We start from the raw sequence: 20,572 nt of genomic DNA on the forward strand, positions 1-20,572 counted from the left end.
GGCGGGAAAATACCGGTGAATTCAGACAAGTAGCGGTCAATATCGGAAAGAATAACGAATCACAGGCAATGGCACGGCGATGGGTATCGCGGCCATTGCCTGTTTGTGGGGTGGTTAAAGCGTCTTTTGAACATCAATGATGCTGTCGCGCAGGATATCGGCGACCTGATCGATCATATCGGGGGTCATCACAAGGGTCGGCGACAGGATCAGGATATTACCCAGCGGGCGGGCAATCAGGCCGCGTTCCTGTGCGGCTTGCGATACTTTAAGGCCGATTTGATCGGCCGCGTCAAACGGGGCCTTGGTAGCTTTGTCGCGGACGAACTCAATCCCGATCATAAAGTGGCTGCCGCGCACATCGCCAACAATATCAAGATCGCCAAGGGCACGCAGGCCATTTTCAAACTGTTTGCCAGTGGTGCGGACCCGTTCGGGGATGCCTTCTTTTTCCATCAGCGCGATATTGGCAAGTCCGGCGGCGGCGCCAGCAGGATGCCCGGAATAGGTCATGCCATGCAGGAATGTGCCACCGGGGCCGGAAATAACATCATGAATTTCGTCCGAGATGATCGTAGCCGAAAGCGGCTGATAACCCGATGTCAGGCCCTTGGCGGTGTTGATGATGTCGGGCTGCACACCAAAAACATCTTTGGAGGCAAAGAAATGCCCCAAACGTCCAAAGGCGGTAACGACCTCGTCCGAGATATATTTGATATCGTTTTCGCGGCAAACCGCCGCCATGCGGGCGTGATAACCAGCGGGTGCGACAATGACGCCACCGGCCCCCATGATCGGTTCGGCGATGAAGGCGGCGATATTTTCAGCCCCGGTGGTTTCGATGGTCTGTTTCAGGTCATCGACAAGCCTGTCAAGGAATTCGGCCTCGGTCATACCATCGCCTTCGCGCCAGAAATGCGGCGACCGCAGGTGATGGACTAGATCGGGCACCGTGTCCCAGTTTTCGGAATATTGCGGCGTGGTCATCGTCATCGCCAGATAGGTTGACCCGTGATAGGCGCCGATCCGGCTGAGGATTTTCTTTTTGTTCGGGCGGCCCAGACGGTTGTTGTAATGGTGCAGGATGCGAATGCTGGTGTCATTGGCAACAGAACCGGAATTGGCAAAATACACCTTGTTTAAGGTGCCCGGTGCCAGACTTGCGATCTTGCTTGCCAGGGCGGCGGCGGCGGGATGGGTGAAATTGTAAAACGTTGAATAGAAATCAAGCGTTTCAAGCTGGTTGCTGATCGCATCAATGATTTCACGGCGACCATGCCCGACATTGACACACCACAATCCCCCGATCCCGTCGATCAGGTCGCGGCCAGTACTGTCACGGACCATCGGGCCTTTGGCACTGACGATGACGGTGCGGGCATTATCCTGTTTAAGGGCATTAAGATCGGCAAAGGATTGGATCAGGTGATCATCGGCGGCAAGAACATCATCGGTAGAAAGGTTTTGATGTGGGGTCATGGTTCAGAAACCCTTTGTGAAATCGGAAAGTTGTGTTGAAAGCAGTGCGCTATTGATCGGGTTGGTGATGGCAGCCACCAGAAGCGTTTCGGATGTGCCCGCGCTTGCGATGATATTGGCATCCGGCCCAACGATCAGCGACCTGCCGGCAAATTCCAGCCCCTGTTCGGTGCCGCAATAATTGGCATAGACGATGGTGATCGACATTTCTGTGGCACGCGCAGGGACCATCACGCGTGATACATGTTCAAACCCCTTTGGGTTGGCGGTCGGAACAAGGATCAGTTTCACCCCCCGATCCGCCAAAGCCCGGACATGCGGGGCAAACTCAACGTCATAGCAAATCAGAAGTGCCGCCGGGATGCCGTCCAGATTAAAAACGCAATAATCCGTGCCGGGGCAAAAGCTTTGATTTTCCATCGGCCCGAAAAGCTGGATTTTGCGGTAATGACCAATCATTTTGCCATTGGCATCAATACAGGTGGCGGCGTTGTAAATAGTGTTGCCATGATGATCGTCACTATTGGCATTACCATCTTCGTTTTGCCCGTCACCGTCGCGTTCGGCCCAGCCGATGGTCAGGCCGCATTTGGCATTTATTGCCATGGATGACAGGTGTTCTATCCACGCCCCGCCCTGTGTCTGGGCAAGGCGCGGATGAAGATCGGGCCGGTTGTAGCCGGGCAGAAAAAGTTCGGGAAAAACCACCATGGTCGCACCTGCTGTTGCGGCGGCTTGCAACTGGCTGTTGATTCGGGACAACGTCCTTTCGATATCACCGTCGGTCGGCGGTCCCTGATACAGTGCGATTTTCATGGGTGTTTGGCCTTACTTCTTCAGGTTGGTCCAGATGGCGTCATACATGACCTGCACTTCTTCGGGGCAGGCTTGGACAAAGACGCCTTTTTGGCCTTTGGGCGGGTTGGATTCCGGGCTGTTGGCAACTTCTGGCGTCAGGAACGGCATGACCCCTTTGACGCCTGCGCTGTAATTTGCGTAATTGGTCACGGCGGCGGCGTTTTCCGGTTCAAGCAGGAAGTTCATGAATTTCAGGGCGTTGTCGCGGTTCGGTGCATCTTTAAGCAGCGCAACATTGTCCATCCAGACGATGTAACCCTGTTTGGGGAATGCATATTCGACATTGGCGCCTTCGGCGCGTGCCTTGGCCGAGAAACCTGACCAGATCATGCCAACTGCCGCATCGCCGGAAACCAGAACATCCTTGGCAATATCGGACCCGAATGATGCCCAGTATTGTTTGGCATTCATCACCAGATCGTTCAGCGCCTTAAGCTGGGTGCGGTCCGACGTGCATTGCGGAATGCCCAGATGCAGCGATGCCAGCGTCAGCGTTTCGCCAGATGTATCAAGGACGTTGATCTTGCCTTTGAGTTCTTCGGGCGGATTGAAAACGATATCGGTGGTATCAATCGGCCCCTGATAGACATCGCGATTGACCGAAAATGATGTCGATCCCCACTGATAGGGGATGGTGCTTTTGCGGCCCTGATCAAAGGGAACGTTTAACCACTGGTCTTCGATATTACCCAGATTTGGCATTTCAGCAGCCGTAAAGGTATCAAGCATGCCTTCTTGTCTGAGGATATCGACCATGTAATCGCCGGGCACAGCAAGATCGTAACTGCCAAGTTTACCCGCCTTCAACGACGCCAAAAGCGCCTCGTTGCTGTCAAACGTATCCATGGTGACGTCGACGTCATATTCCTTGGAAAACTTATCCAGCAGGTCCTGGGGGATGTATTCAAACCAGTGATACAGGGAAAGTTTGCCTTCGGCATGGGCCGTACCAGCCATGCTAGCCGTCCCGGCTATGGCAAGAACAAATGCCGTTGCAGTCAATAAGTGTTTCATTTTGAAGCCTCCGATAAAGTTTCGGGTGGGTGATTATTTGGTTTCTTGTTGTGATTGCCCCGCCCGGCCAATCAGCCATGACAGGGAGACAAAGACCACCGACACGCCAAGCATCAGCGTGGAAATGGCCATAATGTTCGGTTTTATGCCCTGTTTGACCGATCCAAAGACCGCAGTGGGCAATGTTTCGATGCCAGCACCCTTGACGAAATTCGTGATCAGAAAGTCATCAAGCGAGATGATGAAGGCCAGCAAAAAGCCCGACATCAGGCCCGGCATCATGATCGGCAACAGAACCAGCTTGAAGGCTTCAAGCGGGGTCGCATACAGATCCATGGCGGCCTGTTCATAAAGGTCGGGAACGCTTTGCATCCGGGCCGAAATCGGCAAATAGGCAAACGGAATGCAAAACACGATATGGGCCAGCAAAATGGTGCCAAGCCCCGTGGTAAAACCGATGGTCGAAAAGAACACCAGACTGGCGACGGCGGTCACCACCTCGGGCACCATCAGGGGCAGGTTAATCAGCATAAAGCCCGATGTTTTGCCGCGAAATGCCCCGGTCCGGTTCATTGCAACCGCGGCGGCTGTTGCGATGATGGTGGCGGCAAAGGCGGCACAGACCGCAATGATCAGGGAATTGATGGCCGCCTGTTGAAATTTGGCGGCTTCGGGACCGAAAAAGACATCGCCATACCATGCCAAGGACCAGCCGCCCCAATTGGTGATCGAGGTCGATGCATTGAAGCTGTAAATCGCGACAACCATTAATGGCGCGTACAAGATGAACAGGCACAGCAATGTCACTGTGGTAAAGCCGGGCAGGCGGCGCAGATCGTTTTTGGGAGCCTTTAGCAGATATTTTTTGGAAGCCATTATTTGTCTCCCTTTGTTTGACTGCGGGCGTAAATCAGAAGCACCGCCATAACAATCGACAGCAGGATCATTGATGCCGCCGCCCCGAATGGCCAGTTCCCGGCATTGCCTTTGAACTGTTCTTCGATCAGCGATCCGATCATGAAGGTTTTGGCACCACCCAGAAGGTCGGGGGCCAGAAACGCGCCAAGCGAGGGAACAAAGACCAGAATGCAGCCCGCGATAATGCCGGGTTTGACGACGGGCAGGATCACCAACCGCAAGATGGTCCAGACATTGGCGTAAAGATCGGCTGCGGCCTCGGAAAGCGAGAAGTCATAGCGTTCAACCGCGGCATAGATCGGCAGAACCATAAACGGCAGATAGCTGTAAAACAGACCAAGCTGTACCGCAAAATTGGTATTAATCAGGCCAAGTGGTTCGTTGATCACCCCGGACCACATCAGAAATTCATTTAGCGGCCCGGTATCGCGGATCAGGAATTTCATCGACACAGTGCGGATCAACAGATTGACCCAATAGGGGATTGTGATCAAAAACAGCCAGATGCTGCGGGTTTTGGCATCGCGCGTGGCAATGAACCACGCGGTGGGAAAACCGATCAAAAGGCACATGATGGTGGCCATCCCGGCCTGCCAGATGGATCGCCAGAAAATGCCGATATAGGTCCATTCGATTTTGGCCGGATCATCCCCGAACAAGCCACGATCAAGGAAAAACTGGTCATAGGCGGTCAGGGTGAAATCCCAGATCACGCCGCCGCGAAATTCCTTGGTCAGAAAGGAATACACCCCCATCAGGGCCACCGGCAGTAACAGGAACAGGCCGATAAATACCCATACCGGCAACATCAGGCGAGGGCCGTTACCGGCATAGATGTCTGATTTTGATGAAGCGCCGTCCGGCGCGCCCGCCGCCATTAATCTGCCAGCAGGCGTGCGGCACCTGCCTCGATCTTAAGCCCGACAACCGTATCGATTTCAGGCAAGATGGTTGATTGCGCATTTTGCAGGCGAACAATCATTTTTTCGCCGTCTGCGACCCTTGTATGAAGTTGAATGTCGGTGCCCAGATAGACTTGGCTTTCGACTTTCACATCCAGATCGCCGCCGCCAGCGGGGCAAAGTTCAATGCGTTCCGGGCGGACCGAAAGATGGCCGGTGCCGTCGCTGTTGACTGTGGCGGCCGGGCAGCTAAACGGATGGCCGCTTGGCAGGATGACCTGTGCTGTGCCCTCAGAAACTGACTGGACCGTGACGTTCAGCAGATTGGTCTCGCCAATGAAATCGGCGACAAAGCGATTGATCGGGGTTTCGTAAATTTCGCGTGGGGTGCCGATTTGTTGCACATGGCCCGACGACATGACGGCAATCCGGTCTGACATGGTCAGGGCTTCTTCCTGATCATGGGTGACAAAGATAAAGGCAATGCCGGTTTCGCGCTGGATTTGTTTCAGTTCGACCCGGACGGCCTGACGCAATTTAAGGTCAAGGGCCGAAAGCGGTTCATCAAGCAATAGAACCTTGGGCCGCGGGGCGAGCGCACGGGCCAGAGCAACGCGCTGTTGCTGCCCGCCTGAAAGCTGGGCCGGTTTGCGGTCGGCAAAGTTGGAAAGCTGAACCAGTTTCAGGACGTCATCGGCGCGCGTTGCCGCCTCTATCCGTGACCAGCCGCTGCGTCGCAGGCCGAACATCACATTTTCCGTGACGGTCATATGCGGAAACAGGGCGTATTGCTGAAACACCGTGTTGATCGGGCGTTTATGTGGCGGCAGGGGGGCGATATCGTTGCCATAAAGGCGTATGGCGCCTTCGTTAACATCCTCGAAGCCGGCAATGCTGCGCAGCAAGGTTGTCTTGCCACAGCCCGACGGCCCCAGAAGCGTAAAGAATTCATTGGCGTGAATTTGCATTGAAACGCCGTGCAAGGCGGTGAAGGCACCGTATCTTTTAACAACGTTGTCGATATCGATTGCGATGTCGGAGCTGGTCATCTGATCCCCTTTGATGATACCCCCTGAAATTGTCTATTCACGCTATTTAGGTTTCAGCGGGGGGTATATACCCCCAAGGTGGTATCATGCAGGAATTACCAAATTCGGCAGAAGTGCATTTGGGAAAGGCCATTGCGGCCTTAAATGACGAGACGTTCGAGACGCTTTTTTATCATTGGCTCAGCCGGTCGATTGAAGTCGATAACACCACGATGCTGGCCTATTTTCAGCAACATCGGCCGCGTATTTTATTTGCCCATGCCTATGAGCGGCGTGTCCATGCCCGGCTGGACAGCGATTATGTGTCGGGTGCTTATCTGTTGGACCCGTTTCATGCGTTGCATGTCGAAAAAGCCCCGGAAGACCTTTATCAACTGCGTGATATCGCCCCGGATCAGTTTCAGCGAAACGAATATTTTGCCGCCTATTATCAGCAAACCACATTGATCGATGAAATTGCCTTTGTCGGTTATCCGGCCGATGGGGTGTCGGTTCATATCTGTTTGGGGCGTGATGCGGTGTCGGGGCGTCGGTTTTCAGCACGTGACATTGCCACAGCCCGGCGTTTAGCCCCGATTGCCTGTGGGTTGATCCGTCAACGATGGTCGGATTTGCGATCAAGTGGCGATTACAGCGAACAGGCGCTGGCGGAACGCCTGATTGAAAGCCTTTTGACAACGCATGGCATTAAACTTAGCCCGCGACAGGCGGAAATCGCCCTTTTGATCCTGCGTGGTCATTCGTCGGTTTCAATCGGTCTGCGTCTTGAAATCAGTTCGCAGACCGTAAAGGTGTTTCGCAAACAGCTTTATCGCAAATGTTCGATTTCATCACAGGCGGAACTGTTTTCTTTGATCATGCCGATTTTATCGGAATCTGTGTTGCACAAGCCGCGGTAAACAGAAACCCGACCCGAATGTTTTGGATATGAAAAGCCCGCAAAGTGCAGGTGCATTTTGCGGGCGAGATATTTGGGAATTGGTCGTGAAACTTAAAGAAGCTTTTCGCGCGGATCAAATTTCGGAGCTGGTTCGGCTTCCAGTTGTTCAAATACCTGCTCTAGCGTTTCAGCCACGCTGAACAGGTTGCGGTTGCTTTCACGCGCAAAGCCGTCGTCGATAATGCCTTCGATCATTTCAAGGCATTTGTCCCAATATCCAAGCGCGTTCAGGAACACGAGCGGCTTGTCATGAATGCCAAGCTGGCGAAGGGTTAAGGCCTCGAACGCTTCGTCAAGGCTGCCAAGCCCGCCCGCCAAAGTAACAAAGGCCTCGGAACGCTTGAACATTTCGACTTTGCGCTGATGCATGGATTTGCACACGATCAGTTCGCTTAGGCCCTTGTGCCCGACTTCGATATCATCGAGATGTTCGGGAATGACACCAATTACCGTGCCGCCATTTTTCATGACGGCGTCGGCAACAGCCCCCATCAGGCCAATGCGCCCGCCGCCATAAACCAGCGCGATGCCGCGTTCAGCCATCATTTTGCCAAAGGCAATGGCGTTTTCCATGTGCTGGGGATTTTTGCCGTTTGAAGCGCCGCAAAAAACACAGATCGATTTAACTCTTGTCATGGCAACCTGCCTCTTTGTTGTTATTGGGGGCGTGACCCATTGCAGGTAACTGTGCGCCAGATTGCACCACGGGGGCAGTCCGGCGATATGGCCCATTATCCATGCAAGCATAGCCGATTTCAGCCTGGCGCGGTCAATAGTTTCCTTTGCGAAGTTCCTGTGACAGGCCGTCAACCGCGCGGGTTAAGTGCTGTTTAAGGCTTGCATGATCCTTGCCGCATTTTTGCCTTGGCAATCGGCATGATCGGGCGCGATAAACCGATGATCAAAGGGGGATGCTTTGGGTGATGCAATAGGCGATACCATAGGATCGCTTTTTTCGGTGATGGTTAACAAGTTCTGAACCTGATTGTGGGATGGCTATTATTGCTCGCAGGTTTGCAATAAGGTCCGGCGCGGTTAGAAAAACGAAACAACAAGAAGGCAGGATCGCCCAACGTGTTTGTCGACAGTCCCTTTTGGCTAGCCATTCTGGTATCGGGTGTTATCGCCACAGTTCTGATGTTGGCCCTTTGGCTGGGGCTGGATCGGGGTGTTGCGCGCCGTATGGTTCTGGCCGCGGTGATCCCGGCGGTTGCCGTTGCGGTTCCGGCGGCGATTGGCCTGCCCGAAACCGCACGCGGTGGCGTGGGGGCGGCTCTTTTGATGCTGGTGCTGGGCGGGGTTTGCGGCGCGATCCTTGATTTTTCGCATTTGCGTCATCGGACATGCGCCATTGTCGCAGGTGTTTTAATGTTGTTGGGCGGCTGGCTGGTTCTGGCCGCACCTGTCAGCGGGCTTTTGTATCATCCGGGCGGGTTGGTGGTGCTGGTTTGGATTGCCTTTATCCTGATCGGGGCATGTTTCCTGTGGGTGACACGCCCGAATTTTGACGAGGATGAAACCCCCGTAACCACAAAGGGCAAGGGTAAAAAATCAACCAGAACACCAAAGGCCGCCAAAGCCAAAACATCGACAAAATCAGGTGGTACTGGTGACGGGGATATCGCAAAACCGGCCCCGGTTGCGACCTTTATGGCGCTTTCCATCGGGCAGGGCATTGTTGCCGCCCAGTTTGGCTTGCACGATCATGTGGTGTTTCAGGCCGGTCTTTCGATGGCGCTTTTGGTGGCGCTGATTTCGGAAAAGGCCGCACCGCAATACCGTGCGGCACTTTGGCTTGCGGTCAGTTGCGCCTTGATGGCCAGTGGATCAGGCGTGATGCTGGCCGTGCCCGCATCGGTTTTTGCCATGTGTGCTTTGGTGTTGGTGGTTTTTGCCGGATCGGGCGGGGCACGGATCGCAGACCTTATCCCCGCCGCCATTGGTGCGGGGACCGGGGCCGCTGGGGCGGTTTTGGCGATGATTGTGCGGCTTAGTGTGCTGGCATTACCGGTGCTGGTGGCATGGCTGATTGCCTATATCGGCGCAACAATGCAGGGTGTGTCGTAAGAATGCTTGACCAAAGGTGCTGATTCTATTCATCTTTGCCTAACAGTTGCGCTGTAACCTTGATTTGTTACGTTATGGAAACTGTGTGCGGAAAGTAGTACAAGATTTGAAATAACGCGTCGGGCGGGGCGCTTGGGGGAATTTATGATAGCTATTTGCCGGGTTTCGATACCGTCCGTAATAATCATAACCACCGTTCAAGGATATTACCGGTGAAAAGACCTTATATCCTCGTCATCATTGGCATTTTGCTGATTGTTGCTGCGATTTCACTGAATTACATGCTGACCCAATCGGCGGATGAAGCTGATGCACCGGCGCAAACCACGGCACCGCCGGCTGTGACGCCCAATGCCAGCGATATTGCGGCACAGCAGACGCCCGAAAACGATGCAGCACCCGAAGTTCGCAATCCGAGCTTTGACGTTGTGCGCATTGGTCCGGACGGCAATGCCGTGATTGCCGGTCGTGCCGAGCCCAACAGCACTGTTCGCATTCGCGAAGGCGACGAGGTGATCGGTGAAGTGACGGCTGATGAGCGTGGTGAATGGGTGGTTCTGCCGGAAAAGCCGCTGGTGAGTGGCGACCGCGAATTATCGCTTGAGGCCGAAGACAGCACCGGCGAAGTCCGCAAGAGCGACGACAAGGTTGTTGTTCTGATCCCGGAAAAACCGGCGGCGGTGGCGGCGGCAAAGCCTGCGACGGCCACGGACACAGCATCGGCTGATGCGCCGAAATCGGATGCAACGCCAAAGGGTGATGCCAAATCGACCGCTGGCGAACAGCCGATCATCGCCCTTCGTGTTCCGAACCAAGGCGGGGCTGCGACGGTCCTGCAAGGTCCGGCACCTGAAAAAATGAATGATGAAACCGTTCGGGAATTGGCCGAAGCCATGCCCGAGGGGGCCGAAATGCCAACCGGTTCCGAAACGCCGGTTGCCGTTGTGCCGCGCTTGTCGGTTGATGTTGTTGATTATGACGAGCAAGGCCGGGTTGCCATGTCGGGTAAAGCCGATGATGACACAAGCGTTCGGGTTTATCTGGATAACAAATTTGTCGGCAATGCGACGACCGGTGATGATGGTAACTGGGCGCTGACCATTGGCGAACCGATTGATCCAGGCCAGTATCAGCTTCGCGCCGATCAGCTTGATCCGGCAGACAAAGTAACTGCGCGGGTTGAATTGCCGTTTGAACGTGCGCGCCCTGATCAGATTTTGGAACCGGGTTCACGCTATGTCGTGCAGCCGGGCAACAGCCTGTGGCGCATCGCGCGCCGGACTTATGGCGATGGCCTGCAATACTGGGTGATCTATAACCAGAATCGTAAGCAAATCCGCGATCCGAACCTGATCTATCCGGGGCAGATTTTTGCCCTTCCTAATGATGGAACTGTTGCGCAGTAATTGCTGTTCTTTGCGAGGGGCGAAACACATGATAAGGGTGTTTTGCCCCTTTTTTATTCCGGGGCCTTCGGGTTGCGTTGCTCTTTGTCATCACTAGATGCTAAGAACGCGCCCGACCGGTAAAATCGATACCGGATTTGTTATGCCCATTACCCATGGCAACCAGGGAATTAAGACTTTGAAATCCGTTCTTGTGCCGATCAATCCCGAAGGCTGGAAATTCGTTGCGATCTTCGCGGCGATCACTGTGGTCCTGTTTTTGATTGCCGAGCCGCTGGGTTGGATCGGTGTGATCCTGACACTCTGGTGTGCCTATTTCTTCCGCGATCCGGACCGTATCACCCCGGTTGACGAAAACCTGGTGATTTCACCGGCCGATGGTCGCGTTTGTATGATTTCCAAGGCACCGCTGCCCAAGGAACTTGAACTTGACGATAAAACGCCACGCACGCGCGTTTCGATTTTCATGAATGTGTTTAACGTTCATGTGAACCGTTGCCCTGTTAATGGCGAGATCGTCGGCGAAGCCTATGTTCCGGGCAAGTTCGTGAATGCCGATCTTGATAAAGCATCGGAAAACAACGAACGCCAAGTTCTGTTGGTGCGTGACAAGGAAGGCCGTGAATTTGGCGTTGTCCAGATTGCCGGTCTTGTGGCGCGCCGCATCCTTTGTGATGTGGGCCGCGGGTCGCAACTTAAAGCCGGTGAACGTTTTGGCCTGATCCGTTTTGGATCACGTGTTGATGTTTACCTGCCCGAAGGTGTCGAACCCAACGTCATCGTTGGCCAAACCACGATTGCCGGTGAAACCGTCCTGGCCGATGTTTCGGTCAAGGGTGGTCAGGCCGCAATCGGGGAGATCCGTTAATGGCTGGCGGCATCCGACCTATCAACCGTCCGCGCAGGTTCAAGGCATTGTCCTTGACCCGCCTTGTGCCCAATGTCGCAACCCTGATGGGGATGTGTACGGGCCTGACGTCGATCCGCTTTGCCATGCAGGATCGTTGGGAAGCCGCGGTTGCCGCCATTCTGATTGCCGGGATTATTGATGGTCTTGATGGCCGTCTTGCCCGAATGTTGAACGCTTCAAGCCGCTTTGGTGCCGAACTTGACAGTCTTTCCGACTTTGTCTGCTTTGGCGTTGCCCCGGCGATGATGTTGTATTTCTGGTCGCTGCATGAATTGGGGCCGATTGGCTGGGCCTTGTCGCTTTTATTTGCGGTTTGCATGTCCCTGCGTCTGGCCCGGTTCAACACCCAGATGCTGGGCGAACCGGAAATGCCGACATGGGCCTATCGCTTTTTTACCGGCGTTCCGGCCCCGGCGGCTGCCGCCCTTGCAATGTGGCCAATTGTTCTGACCTTGCAGTTTGGCGAAGGCATTTTTGACAGCCCCTATATCGTTGCCCCCTATGGGGTTTTGATTGCGGTTCTGATGGTGTCGCGCATGCCGACCTATAGTTTTAAAAAGGTCAAAGTCCCGCGGGCGTGGGTTTTGCCCTTGATGCTGGCATTTGGGGCGTCGGTGGCGTTTCTGGTGTCGTCACCCTGGTTAACGCTTTCGGTGATTGCCGCGGTCTATTTCGCGACCCTTCCGCTTTCCTTCCGGTCCTATCGCCGGATGGGAGTCGAAAACCAGCAGGCAGAAGACCAGGCCGAGGAAGAAGATGATGACGGCGAACCCGACGATGATCCCGACGAGGGATTGAACCGGGTCCATCAGAACTGATCCCGACAGCCAATAAAAATACAACAGGCACCTTTTGACGGTGCCTGTTTTGTTTTGACTGATAGGTCAAAGACGGGTGGGGCAGAGTAATCGACCTTGCGGGTGTCAGCGTTCACCTATCCTGATCGCATTCAGGCGTGACCGGGGCATGGAGCTTGACCTGATCCGCATTTGATCATTGTGATCATTCTGACATTCCCCGGAGCGCTATTGCGCGTTGGAGGCGGTATCCGATATGTAAAAGGCTTTCAGCGAGGTTTTGAACCGCTGGTTATCGGCGGGGTCAAGATATTGAGTGTAATAATCCAGCCAGGGCATATCGGGATTGGATTTCAGGATCTTGTCAATTCGGTCAATAATCATGGCACCAGACCCAGACCGACTGCAGGCGATTACAAGATCAAGAAGGGCAGCCCCCCCTTCAATCGGTAACGAGATAACATCAAGATCAATGTTTTCAGCGCGGCGATGGAATTTGATTTCAGTGGGATAGGCCAGTGCCCAATCGATCCTGTCCAGTGCCAGCATCGACAGGAAGTTCGGCTGTTTAACCGTCCTTAGCACATTAGGGGCGGCGATTGCCCGGGCCAGAATGGTATCGATATGGGGGCCATATGATTGTGATATGGAAAGGGCGGTATATAGCGTCCGATCCTCCAGCAGGGCCCTAAGATTGATATGGCCTCGTTGGTTTGTGACATTTTGAAACTGGCCGATGGCATCGTGCCGGATGACGATCGAGATCGGCAAGGTCGGTACGACGGTTTGGCTCATTAAAAGTTCGCGTTGCCGTTCGGGGCTGCGCGCCAAGCCGGGAAGACAAACCGCCTGATCCGCCCCCTTTCCCACGCGCAGGGCGTCAAGAGCCCGGCGACGGGGCAGGGGTACGATTTGATGGTCATAATCTGGCAGGCGGGTGATAAACCAGTCCAGCATTTGAATGCCGTAACCGTTTAGCGGGTCTTCGACCTTGATAAAGTCAGGCGCGATGACATCCGCGACCCAGGTGATATTGGTCGTATTTATCCGAACATTTGCATTTTCGGTTTTTGCGATTGGCTGGATTGGGCTTTGAATGACAACTGAAGTATTGTCATGCGCGTGCGCGTCGTCCGGGGTCAACAATGCCATCAGCAATGCTATGGGCACTGCAATCGGTCTGGCGGCAAGCCGCCATGTGAAAATTTCCCTGCACATATTCAATTTTCCGGCTGCCATTGATCGCCGGTCCGTGTTGATTTTTGATACTTATACAAAAGTAGAGGAAATATCAGCGCTGTCAATAGTCATACAATATAAATATCGACGGGAACCAAAGAATTCACATCATTGATCGGCAGAGTTCAAGGGAAAATCCCCTGAATTGGCAACAAATTGTTCCTGGGCTTTTTCAAACCAGCGTTGATCACTTTTGGATAGGGACCGGGCGTAGAAATCTGTCCATGGCATGTCAGGGGCGGTCGCAACGATGGCATCGATCTTTTGGATGATCATTGCGCCCATTGTTGTGCGGGTGCATGAAATTGATGCGGGCAATGGGTCGCTGTTGCCTGCAATTGGGGATGAAATAAATTCAAGTTCCGGGGCGCTGTTGCGGCGATAATATTCGGCCTCGGCCGGGAAATAAAGGGTCCATTCTTCACGTCCAAGCTCGATCATCGACAGAAAATGCGCATCATTGCCGACCTGTTCCAGAACCGGGGTTCCGGCAAATTGCTGTAAAATGGGATCAATTGCCGGACCATAGGACCGGGATGTTCGAACCGCACCGTGGAATCGTCCGCTTGCCAGCAAGTCTGCAAGTTTAATATTGCTGTTATCGTCACGGAACGGCCCCAAATCGGCGGTTTTATCGGCGCGTGTGATCAATGCGACAGGAAGATGTGGCAGGACAGCCTTGGAAAAAATCAGGAATTGACGCCGTTCGGGGGTGGGCACCAGGCCGATATTGCAAACGGTGCCGGGCATGGTCATTTTTTGCATTAAACGCGCAAGTGGCACAATTTCCTTGGTGTGCGTTATGGCGGGCATGCGGGCAATGAACCAGTCCAGAATATCGACGCCATAGCCAACGATTTTGCCGTCTTTTTCGATCATGGCCGGTGGCAGGGGAGTTAACGCCCATATCATGCTGTCTTCTGCCCGGGCGGGTTGGGGCGAAAACGGCAATGCAAGCATGATCACGACAGACAACGTCATGATGCGCGCCACGATGAAACGCCGGGGCAATCGGATGGGAAAGCGGTGCTTTGTCGGCAAAATCACGCGAAGCCAATCTGTTTTGGTTAAATCTGGCCAGTTTGATATATGCGCGTAAAATCAAAGATATCAATTAGCTGGACGTTGATTTTATTTCAGTGCGGTGATTTCGGCGGATCAGTGTTCGGGTGCGAGCAGGACTTCGAACTGGTTGGCATTGATGTAATGCATACGTGCTGCCCTGAACCAGTTTCGATCATCGGGCGATAGCCATGCGGCATAAAATTCGGTCCAAGGCATATCAGGATTGTTCGCGATAACCTGATTGATCTTTTCGATGGCCTGTGTGCCCGCAGGGGTCCGTGCACAGCCGATGGTTGCCTCAAGCAACGGGGGATTTCCGGCAATTGGTATCGATTTGATCTGTTGGTCCGGTGTTAGGGAACGGCGGAAATATTCAGCCTCGGACGGGAAATAAAATGCCCAGTCGATGCGATTAAGTTCCAACAGTTTCAAAAGTTTGGCATCGTCGGCCACGGTCGTGATATGTGGCGCATCGCGAAAACGCCTGATATAATGATCAATCAGTTTGCCATAGGATCGGCCAATGCGAATGGCGGTGTTTAAGGCATCGTCCGCCATCAGGGTATCGAGATGAATATTACCTTCCTCATCAAGGAAAGGTTTGAATTTTGCTTCGTCAGCACTGCGGATGACGACCGAGATCGGCAAATGCAAAAGGACGGTATTGGCAAAACTGATATATTCCCGGCGCTCGTCCGTCGGGATAAGGGTCGAGCAGCAGCGAATGTCATCACCGCCACTGCGCATTTCAGCCAAAAGACGGGCCAGCGGCACTTCCATGGTTTCATGATTGTAGTCGCCAAGCTGGCTGACAAACCAGTTCTGGGTGGCGGCACCATAACCGGTAAGGATACCGTTTTCCGAGATAAAGGCCGGGACAAGGGGCGGAACAGCCCAGGTGACGGTCGTCTGTTCATTGGCGGTGACGGTCCGGTCCATAAATGGCAAAGCAATCAGCCCGACCATGGCGGTTATGGCGGCACGTATTGGCCTGAAATTGTTCCGCAATCCCATTTATTGTCCTTTGGGTAGAGGCCGTCGCTACTTTTTTAAGGCAGCATAATGACCAATGTCTTAGCAATTTATGTAAGGGGCCGGCGATTACAACCTGGCATATAGACATAAAATAAATTTGCACACTTTTTTTCAGTGGAACTGCCATTGTGACGTCTTATGGGTACGTTCGGCATACGACTTTCGATAAAATCCAAAACCCAATTGTTCATTGTTCCAAATGGGGGCGTGCCCGTTTCGGTTTGCCGACTGGGACGATGGTGATAACGACGTTGATATCCTGACGGCCCTTTTCGTCCGATAGTCATGACCCGCAAAGACTGCAATCCCATCTCATCCTATCTTATCTCATTCCCAAACCAAAAAAGCGACCGGCCCCCGGTGCATAGCTGGGGGCCGGTCAAACCGCGCGGCGGGGTCGGGGGAACTCACGCGCGGTTTTCTGTTATGGCTTTTTCGACCAATCCAAATTGATCGGTCCGATCAGATGGGGTTTATGGCTATGTTTATGCCCCGTGATCTGCTGATTGCGGTGTGGTGCCGCGATTAAATTTGATCGCCGCCCATGATTTAAGGTTGCGCCAGCCAAACCCCATCCGGTGACGCATCATCAGCGCACAGGGGGTAAAGACCAGTGTCAGTACAGTCGCAAAGGCCAGACCAAACGCGATCGAGGTCGAAAGCTGCACCCACCATTGGGTCGATGGCGCACCAATCGACATGGCGCGTTCGGCAAAGTCGATATTGATCTGCAAAACCATCGGTATCAGACCAAGGATCGTGGTGACAGTGGTCAGCATCACTGGGCGCAAACGCTGTGCCCCGGTTTGCAAGATGGCATTTTCAATACTGTCAGCGGTTTGTTTAAGCTGGTCGAAGGTGTCGATCAGAATGATGTTGTTGTTCACAACGATCCCGGCCAGCGCAACAACCCCGATCCCGTTCATGACAATGGAAAACGCCTGTCCGGTGATCATAAGTCCAAGGAACACGCCCGCCGTCGACATCACAATCGCGATCATGATCAAAAACGCGCTTGAGATGCTGTTGAACTGGGTGACCAGAATGACGAACATGATGAACAACGCGACTGAAAAGGCATTTTTCAGGAAGTCTGCCGATTTTTGCTGTTCTTCATCCTGTCCCTTGAATTCGACCGATACACGCGGATCGATTTCAAGGGTTTTCATCCATTCCTTGACCTCTTGCAGTTTGGTGTCGACCAGAACGCCTTCGGAAACATCGGCCTTGACGGTTAGGGCGCGGCGGCTGTCAACGCGGGTCAACGTGCCGGTTTTGGGTTTGGCTGTGCGTTTGACAAAGTTCGCCAGCGGCACCAGACCCTTGTCGGTCACGATCTGAAGGCTTTGCAATTCTTCAAGCGACCGATGTTCGGCGGGATAACGGCCAACGATATCGATTTCCTCGGTCGAATCATCCGGGCGATAGGTTGATAGATTGATGCCGTTGGTCACCAATTTGATCACATTGCCGATCTGGGTGATATCAGCCCCGAACTTCAAGGCCTGAGCACGATCAACGCTGTATTCCCAATCGATGCCCGGCGGCGATTTTCCGTCTTCGAAATTGTAAAGCCCCCCCATTTCCTGCAAGCCGGTCATGATCTTGCTGGCAGTGGTGTCCAATGCGTCGGGATAAAGGGAACGCAATTGAATTTGGATGTCTTTGCCCTGTGGCGGACCGGCTTCTTCGGCCCGGATTTCAACATGGATACCGGCAAGATCGGACGTTGCGTCAAGGATGCGGTGTTCGATCTCGGATGCTTTCGGGCGCAATTGCCAATCGGCATATTCAAGTTGCACCACGCCAATCACATCTTCGGATGCTTCGCGGCCCCCGGCATCGCGGCCGGAACGGGCATAGATGGCATCAAACCACTTTTGGCCTTCATGATGGGCTTCAAGGGCAAGAATACGGTCTTCGACTTCTTTGACCAACGCATCCTGTTCATAATAGGACATGTTGCCACGTGCCCGGATCTGAACGGCGGCCTGATCGGGTTCGACCGAAGGGAAAAATTCCACCCCGCGTCCAAATGCGCCAAATCCGACCCATACAGAAATAAGAATGACAAAGGCCGCGGGGACCACCAGCCAATGGAAACGAAGTGCGCCTTTGAGCATGCGGACATAAAAGCCCGTTCCGCCCTTAAGCTCGCCCAGATGTTCCATGCGGCCGGCTGCAACGGCGTCAAGCGCCTCGCTTGATTCCGCACCCGGTTTCCCGAACCATGCGCCAACAGTCGGCACAAAGATCAGCGCCATCGCCAAGGATGCCGACAGGGTGAACAACACCGTAATCGGCAGGAATTTCATGAATTCCCCGACGATATCAGGCCAAAAAGCCAAGGGCAGGAAGGCCGCCAGTGTCGTTGCGGTCGAGGCAATAATCGGCATTGCCATGCGTTTGGCGGCAAGTGGATAGGCTTGTTTGCGATGCAGCCCGTCGAGCATTTTGCGATCTGCATATTCGGTAATGACGATCGCGCCATCAACCAGCATCCCGACCGACAGGATCAGGCTGAACAGAACGACGATATTAACCGTCATGCCCAAGGCCCAAAGAATCAGAACCGCGGTCAGGAAGGACCCCGGAATGGCAATTCCAACCAAAAGGCCCGACCGCCAACCCAAGGACCAGATGACGACAATCATCACCAGCAGGATCGCAAGGATCACGCTGTTTTGAAGGTCTGTCAGCATGGTGCGGATGTCGGATGACTTATCCTGTGAATAGCTGACCGTGACATTACCCGGGAATGTTTCGGCGGTTTCGGCGGTGATGGTTTTGATGCGGTCAATGACATCGATGATGTTTTCACCGACACGTTTGGAAACCTCAATCGCAATCGCGGTCTGACCGTTCAGACGGGCAAAGCTTTCGGCGTCTTTAAAGGTCCGGCGGACGTCGCCGATATCGCGAAAGCGAATAACGGAATCGCCATCAACAATCAGCGGCATGTCAAGAATGTCACCGACGGTTTCAAACAGGCCGGGAACCTTGATGTTAAAGCGTCCCGATCCGGTATCGATGGCACCGGCTGCGACCAGCGAGTTTGAATTGCGCACCAGCGATACAAGATCGACCCCGTTCAAGCGATAGGCTTCGATTTTCATCGGGTCGATGATGAATTCGACAAGTTCCTCGCGGTCACCGGCCAGATTGGCTTCAAGAACCGCCGGGATGCCTTCGATATGGTCTTTCAGGTCACGGGCAAGGCGCAGCAATGTCCGTTCAGGGACATCACCGGCAAGGGTTACGACCAGAACCGGGAACAGCGACAGATTGACCTCGTGGACTTCGGGATCATCGGTTTCGTCGGGCAGTTCTGATTTGGCGATATCAACGCGTTCGCGGACATCCGCCAAGGCGTCGTCGATATCGACATCGGAATAGAATTCAAGCGTGACCGATGCGCCATCCTGATAGGATTGCGATGACATTTCCTTCACACCTTCGACGGTACGAAGTTCCTGTTCCATCGGGCGCAGCAAAAGCCGTTCGGCATCTTCGGGCGAAATACCATCATGATGCATCGACACATACAGAACCGGAATTTGAACATCCGGGTCGGCTTCTTTGGGGATCGAATTATATCCAACCCAACCCGTTGCCAGCAGCAGGATCAGGGTCAGGATAACGGTGCGCGAGCGATCAAGCGCAAGATCAATCAGGGACATTTTTTGTCTCCGGCTCCTTGTGTCACGCTAGTGCGCGACCGTTTCCTTATTGGCGACCATATCGGTGACATCCGTTGGGGTGTTTTTCCCCTCCAGACGGGTCACATCGACGGTCGCACCTTCCTTGACCCAGTCATGGCCAACCACGATCAGGTCGATCTTATCGGGCAATCCCCCGATCCAGATGCCATCGCGATTGCCGCCCTGAAGCGTGACCGGATAAAAGACGACCTTGTTTTCATCGACAATACCGCGCACGCCAACTTCGCCGTCATCGTTAAGCGTCAGGCTTGAGGGGGCAACCCGATGTGCCATTCTGGTGCCGACCGGAATTTGCAATTCTGCGGTCATGCCATCGGGGATGGTTAGATCGGTATTGTCGATTTCGACTTCGATGCGATAGGTGCGGGTGGAATTATCCGATACGCGTGCGACATAGCGCACAACACCGTCGGCTTCGCGTCCGTCAAAAAGCCGGATACGGGCAAGTTGGCCGGTCTGTACGTTGCCGACGGAATGTTCGGGGATATGGGCAACCACCAACATCGGATCGGCCTGGATCAAGGTGGCAACAGGATCGCCATCGGATAACAGATCGCCAATTTCAGCCGGACGTTTTTCAACAATGCCGTCAAATGGGGCACGGATTTCGGTGTGGCTCAGTTCGATCTGCGCCAGTTTCAAATCCGCGCGGGCTTCTTCAAGAAAGGCATGGGTTTCGGCGACACCGGTCTTGGATCGGTAATTTTTTGCGGCAAGACTTTTTGCGGCAGAGTTTTCAAGTTCACGCTGGGCGACAAGGGCGCGGGCCTTTTCAACACGCGCGGCGCGGTCTTCGACGGCAAGGCGAACCAAAAGATCGCCCTTTGCAACGCTTTGGCCCTTGATTGCGCCAATTTCCACGACAGTGGCGTCAATTTCCGCCCGAATTTCAACCGAAACCACGGCTTCGGTCCGACCGGTAATGCGCAGCATATCGACATGTTCGATGGCTTCGCTGGTTTTGACACGTACCGAGGCGCGCGGGGCATTGCTGGCTGCCGGGGGGCTGTTATTTGCACCGTCATCGGCAGGATGATTGGCTTCGCCAGTGTCGGATGCGGTGATTTCTGAATTTTCGACCGACGGATCATCGGCAAATAATCCCGATCCAACCCACAGTATGGCCCCAAGGGCCAATACGATGGCGACAAGGCGTGAAGCATTCATGGTT

The 20,572-nt window shown here is 53.9% G+C and carries 17 protein-coding genes; 5 read left to right on the forward strand and 12 right to left on the reverse strand.

Features of this window, described 5'->3' with window-relative positions; genetic code table 11:
* Positions 1 to 114: 114 nt before the first annotated feature.
* From TALK_RS18690 to TALK_RS18715, 6 genes are read right to left on the reverse strand one after another with little or no spacing between them, the layout of a single operon-like run.
* A complete protein-coding gene (locus TALK_RS18690; RefSeq protein WP_085620679.1) occupies positions 115 to 1,479 on the reverse strand; it encodes an aminotransferase class III-fold pyridoxal phosphate-dependent enzyme in 1,365 nt (454 codons plus the stop codon).
* A 3-nt stretch (positions 1,480 to 1,482) separates the two neighbouring features.
* On the reverse strand, positions 1,483 to 2,295 hold the full coding sequence (locus tag TALK_RS18695; protein WP_085620680.1) for a carbon-nitrogen hydrolase family protein: 813 nt from the start codon (positions 2,293 to 2,295) through the stop codon (positions 1,483 to 1,485).
* Positions 2,296 to 2,307: 12 nt separating this feature from the next.
* Positions 2,308 to 3,351, reverse strand: coding sequence for an extracellular solute-binding protein (locus TALK_RS18700; protein WP_085620681.1), 1,044 nt, complete (start codon positions 3,349 to 3,351; stop codon positions 2,308 to 2,310).
* A 33-nt stretch (positions 3,352 to 3,384) separates the two neighbouring features.
* Positions 3,385 to 4,227: an ABC transporter permease gene (locus TALK_RS18705; RefSeq protein ID WP_085620682.1), complete on the reverse strand. Its 843-nt coding sequence runs from the start codon at positions 4,225 to 4,227 to the stop codon at positions 3,385 to 3,387.
* Positions 4,227 to 5,147 (reverse strand): ABC transporter permease, encoded by a 921-nt coding sequence (locus TALK_RS18710; protein ID WP_085620683.1) that lies wholly within the window; start codon positions 5,145 to 5,147, stop codon positions 4,227 to 4,229. The genes TALK_RS18705 and TALK_RS18710 overlap by 1 nt, the downstream gene beginning before the upstream one ends.
* Positions 5,147 to 6,220 (reverse strand): ABC transporter ATP-binding protein, encoded by a 1,074-nt coding sequence (locus TALK_RS18715; protein WP_085620684.1) that lies wholly within the window; start codon positions 6,218 to 6,220, stop codon positions 5,147 to 5,149. Before TALK_RS18715 ends, TALK_RS18710 begins: the two co-directional genes overlap by 1 nt.
* 86 nt (positions 6,221 to 6,306) lie before the next feature.
* On the opposite strand from TALK_RS18715, the gene TALK_RS18720 reads away from it, so the two are divergent.
* Positions 6,307 to 7,119 carry a helix-turn-helix transcriptional regulator gene (locus tag TALK_RS18720; protein WP_085620685.1) on the forward strand — a complete coding sequence of 271 codons (813 nt, stop codon included), beginning with the start codon at positions 6,307 to 6,309 and terminating at the stop codon, positions 7,117 to 7,119.
* Between the two features lie 92 nt (positions 7,120 to 7,211).
* Here the strand turns inward: TALK_RS18720 and TALK_RS18725 are convergent, their stop codons facing one another.
* On the reverse strand, positions 7,212 to 7,796 hold the full coding sequence (locus TALK_RS18725; RefSeq protein ID WP_085620686.1) for an LOG family protein: 585 nt from the start codon (positions 7,794 to 7,796) through the stop codon (positions 7,212 to 7,214).
* A 438-nt stretch (positions 7,797 to 8,234) separates the two neighbouring features.
* Here TALK_RS18725 and TALK_RS18730 point away from each other — a divergent pair, with 438 nt between their 5' ends.
* The 4 genes from TALK_RS18730 to pssA all read left to right on the forward strand — a co-directional run bounded on the left by TALK_RS18730 (position 8,235) and on the right by pssA (position 12,361).
* A complete protein-coding gene (locus TALK_RS18730; RefSeq protein WP_085620687.1) occupies positions 8,235 to 9,227 on the forward strand; it encodes a hypothetical protein in 993 nt (330 codons plus the stop codon).
* Between the two features lie 212 nt (positions 9,228 to 9,439).
* The gene (locus TALK_RS18735; protein ID WP_085620688.1) at positions 9,440 to 10,633 is read left to right on the forward strand and encodes an Ig-like domain-containing protein; all 1,194 of its coding nucleotides are present in this window, start codon (positions 9,440 to 9,442) and stop codon (positions 10,631 to 10,633) included.
* A gap of 142 nt (positions 10,634 to 10,775) precedes the next feature.
* Entirely contained in the window at positions 10,776 to 11,501 is a 726-nt protein-coding gene (locus TALK_RS18740) for a phosphatidylserine decarboxylase (RefSeq protein WP_085620710.1), read from the forward strand.
* Positions 11,501 to 12,361, forward strand: a complete 861-nt coding sequence (pssA, locus tag TALK_RS18745; RefSeq protein ID WP_085620689.1) for a CDP-diacylglycerol--serine O-phosphatidyltransferase — start codon at positions 11,501 to 11,503, stop codon at positions 12,359 to 12,361. The genes TALK_RS18740 and pssA overlap by 1 nt, the downstream gene beginning before the upstream one ends.
* 207 nt (positions 12,362 to 12,568) lie before the next feature.
* On the opposite strand, the gene TALK_RS18750 is transcribed toward pssA, so the two are convergent.
* From TALK_RS18750 to TALK_RS18770, 5 genes are all read right to left on the reverse strand, one after another.
* A complete protein-coding gene (locus TALK_RS18750) occupies positions 12,569 to 13,558 on the reverse strand; it encodes a hypothetical protein (protein ID WP_085620690.1) in 990 nt (329 codons plus the stop codon).
* A 129-nt stretch (positions 13,559 to 13,687) separates the two neighbouring features.
* Positions 13,688 to 14,560 (reverse strand): hypothetical protein, encoded by an 873-nt coding sequence (locus TALK_RS18755; RefSeq protein WP_139833882.1) that lies wholly within the window; start codon positions 14,558 to 14,560, stop codon positions 13,688 to 13,690.
* A gap of 177 nt (positions 14,561 to 14,737) precedes the next feature.
* Positions 14,738 to 15,658, reverse strand: coding sequence for a transporter substrate-binding domain-containing protein (locus TALK_RS18760; RefSeq protein ID WP_085620692.1), 921 nt, complete (start codon positions 15,656 to 15,658; stop codon positions 14,738 to 14,740).
* Between the two features lie 506 nt (positions 15,659 to 16,164).
* Positions 16,165 to 19,359 (reverse strand): efflux RND transporter permease subunit, encoded by a 3,195-nt coding sequence (locus TALK_RS18765; protein ID WP_085620693.1) that lies wholly within the window; start codon positions 19,357 to 19,359, stop codon positions 16,165 to 16,167.
* Between the two features lie 27 nt (positions 19,360 to 19,386).
* Positions 19,387 to 20,568 carry an efflux RND transporter periplasmic adaptor subunit gene (locus tag TALK_RS18770; protein ID WP_085620694.1) on the reverse strand — a complete coding sequence of 394 codons (1,182 nt, stop codon included), beginning with the start codon at positions 20,566 to 20,568 and terminating at the stop codon, positions 19,387 to 19,389.
* Positions 20,569 to 20,572: the final 4 nt, after the last annotated feature.

This window comes from Thalassospira alkalitolerans (assembly GCF_002115745.1).
Lineage (GTDB): Bacteria > Pseudomonadota > Alphaproteobacteria > Rhodospirillales > Thalassospiraceae > Thalassospira > Thalassospira alkalitolerans.

Coding starts and splice junctions, on each gene's coding strand:
- TALK_RS18690 (WP_085620679.1), bottom strand. CDS start 1,479: ATGACCCCACATCAAAACCTTTCTACCGATGATGTTCTTGCCGCCGAT.
- TALK_RS18695 (WP_085620680.1), bottom strand. CDS start 2,295: ATGAAAATCGCACTGTATCAGGGACCGCCGACCGACGGTGATATCGAA.
- TALK_RS18700 (WP_085620681.1), bottom strand. CDS start 3,351: ATGAAACACTTATTGACTGCAACGGCATTTGTTCTTGCCATAGCCGGG.
- TALK_RS18705 (WP_085620682.1), bottom strand. CDS start 4,227: ATGGCTTCCAAAAAATATCTGCTAAAGGCTCCCAAAAACGATCTGCGC.
- TALK_RS18710 (WP_085620683.1), bottom strand. CDS start 5,147: ATGGCGGCGGGCGCGCCGGACGGCGCTTCATCAAAATCAGACATCTAT.
- TALK_RS18715 (WP_085620684.1), bottom strand. CDS start 6,220: ATGACCAGCTCCGACATCGCAATCGATATCGACAACGTTGTTAAAAGA.
- TALK_RS18720 (WP_085620685.1), top strand. CDS start 6,307: ATGCAGGAATTACCAAATTCGGCAGAAGTGCATTTGGGAAAGGCCATT.
- TALK_RS18725 (WP_085620686.1), bottom strand. CDS start 7,796: ATGACAAGAGTTAAATCGATCTGTGTTTTTTGCGGCGCTTCAAACGGC.
- TALK_RS18740 (WP_085620710.1), top strand. CDS start 10,776: ATGCCCATTACCCATGGCAACCAGGGAATTAAGACTTTGAAATCCGTT.
- pssA (WP_085620689.1), top strand. CDS start 11,501: ATGGCTGGCGGCATCCGACCTATCAACCGTCCGCGCAGGTTCAAGGCA.
- TALK_RS18750 (WP_085620690.1), bottom strand. CDS start 13,558: ATGTGCAGGGAAATTTTCACATGGCGGCTTGCCGCCAGACCGATTGCA.
- TALK_RS18755 (WP_139833882.1), bottom strand. CDS start 14,560: ATGACGTTGTCTGTCGTGATCATGCTTGCATTGCCGTTTTCGCCCCAA.
- TALK_RS18760 (WP_085620692.1), bottom strand. CDS start 15,658: ATGGGATTGCGGAACAATTTCAGGCCAATACGTGCCGCCATAACCGCC.
- TALK_RS18765 (WP_085620693.1), bottom strand. CDS start 19,359: ATGTCCCTGATTGATCTTGCGCTTGATCGCTCGCGCACCGTTATCCTG.
- TALK_RS18770 (WP_085620694.1), bottom strand. CDS start 20,568: ATGAATGCTTCACGCCTTGTCGCCATCGTATTGGCCCTTGGGGCCATA.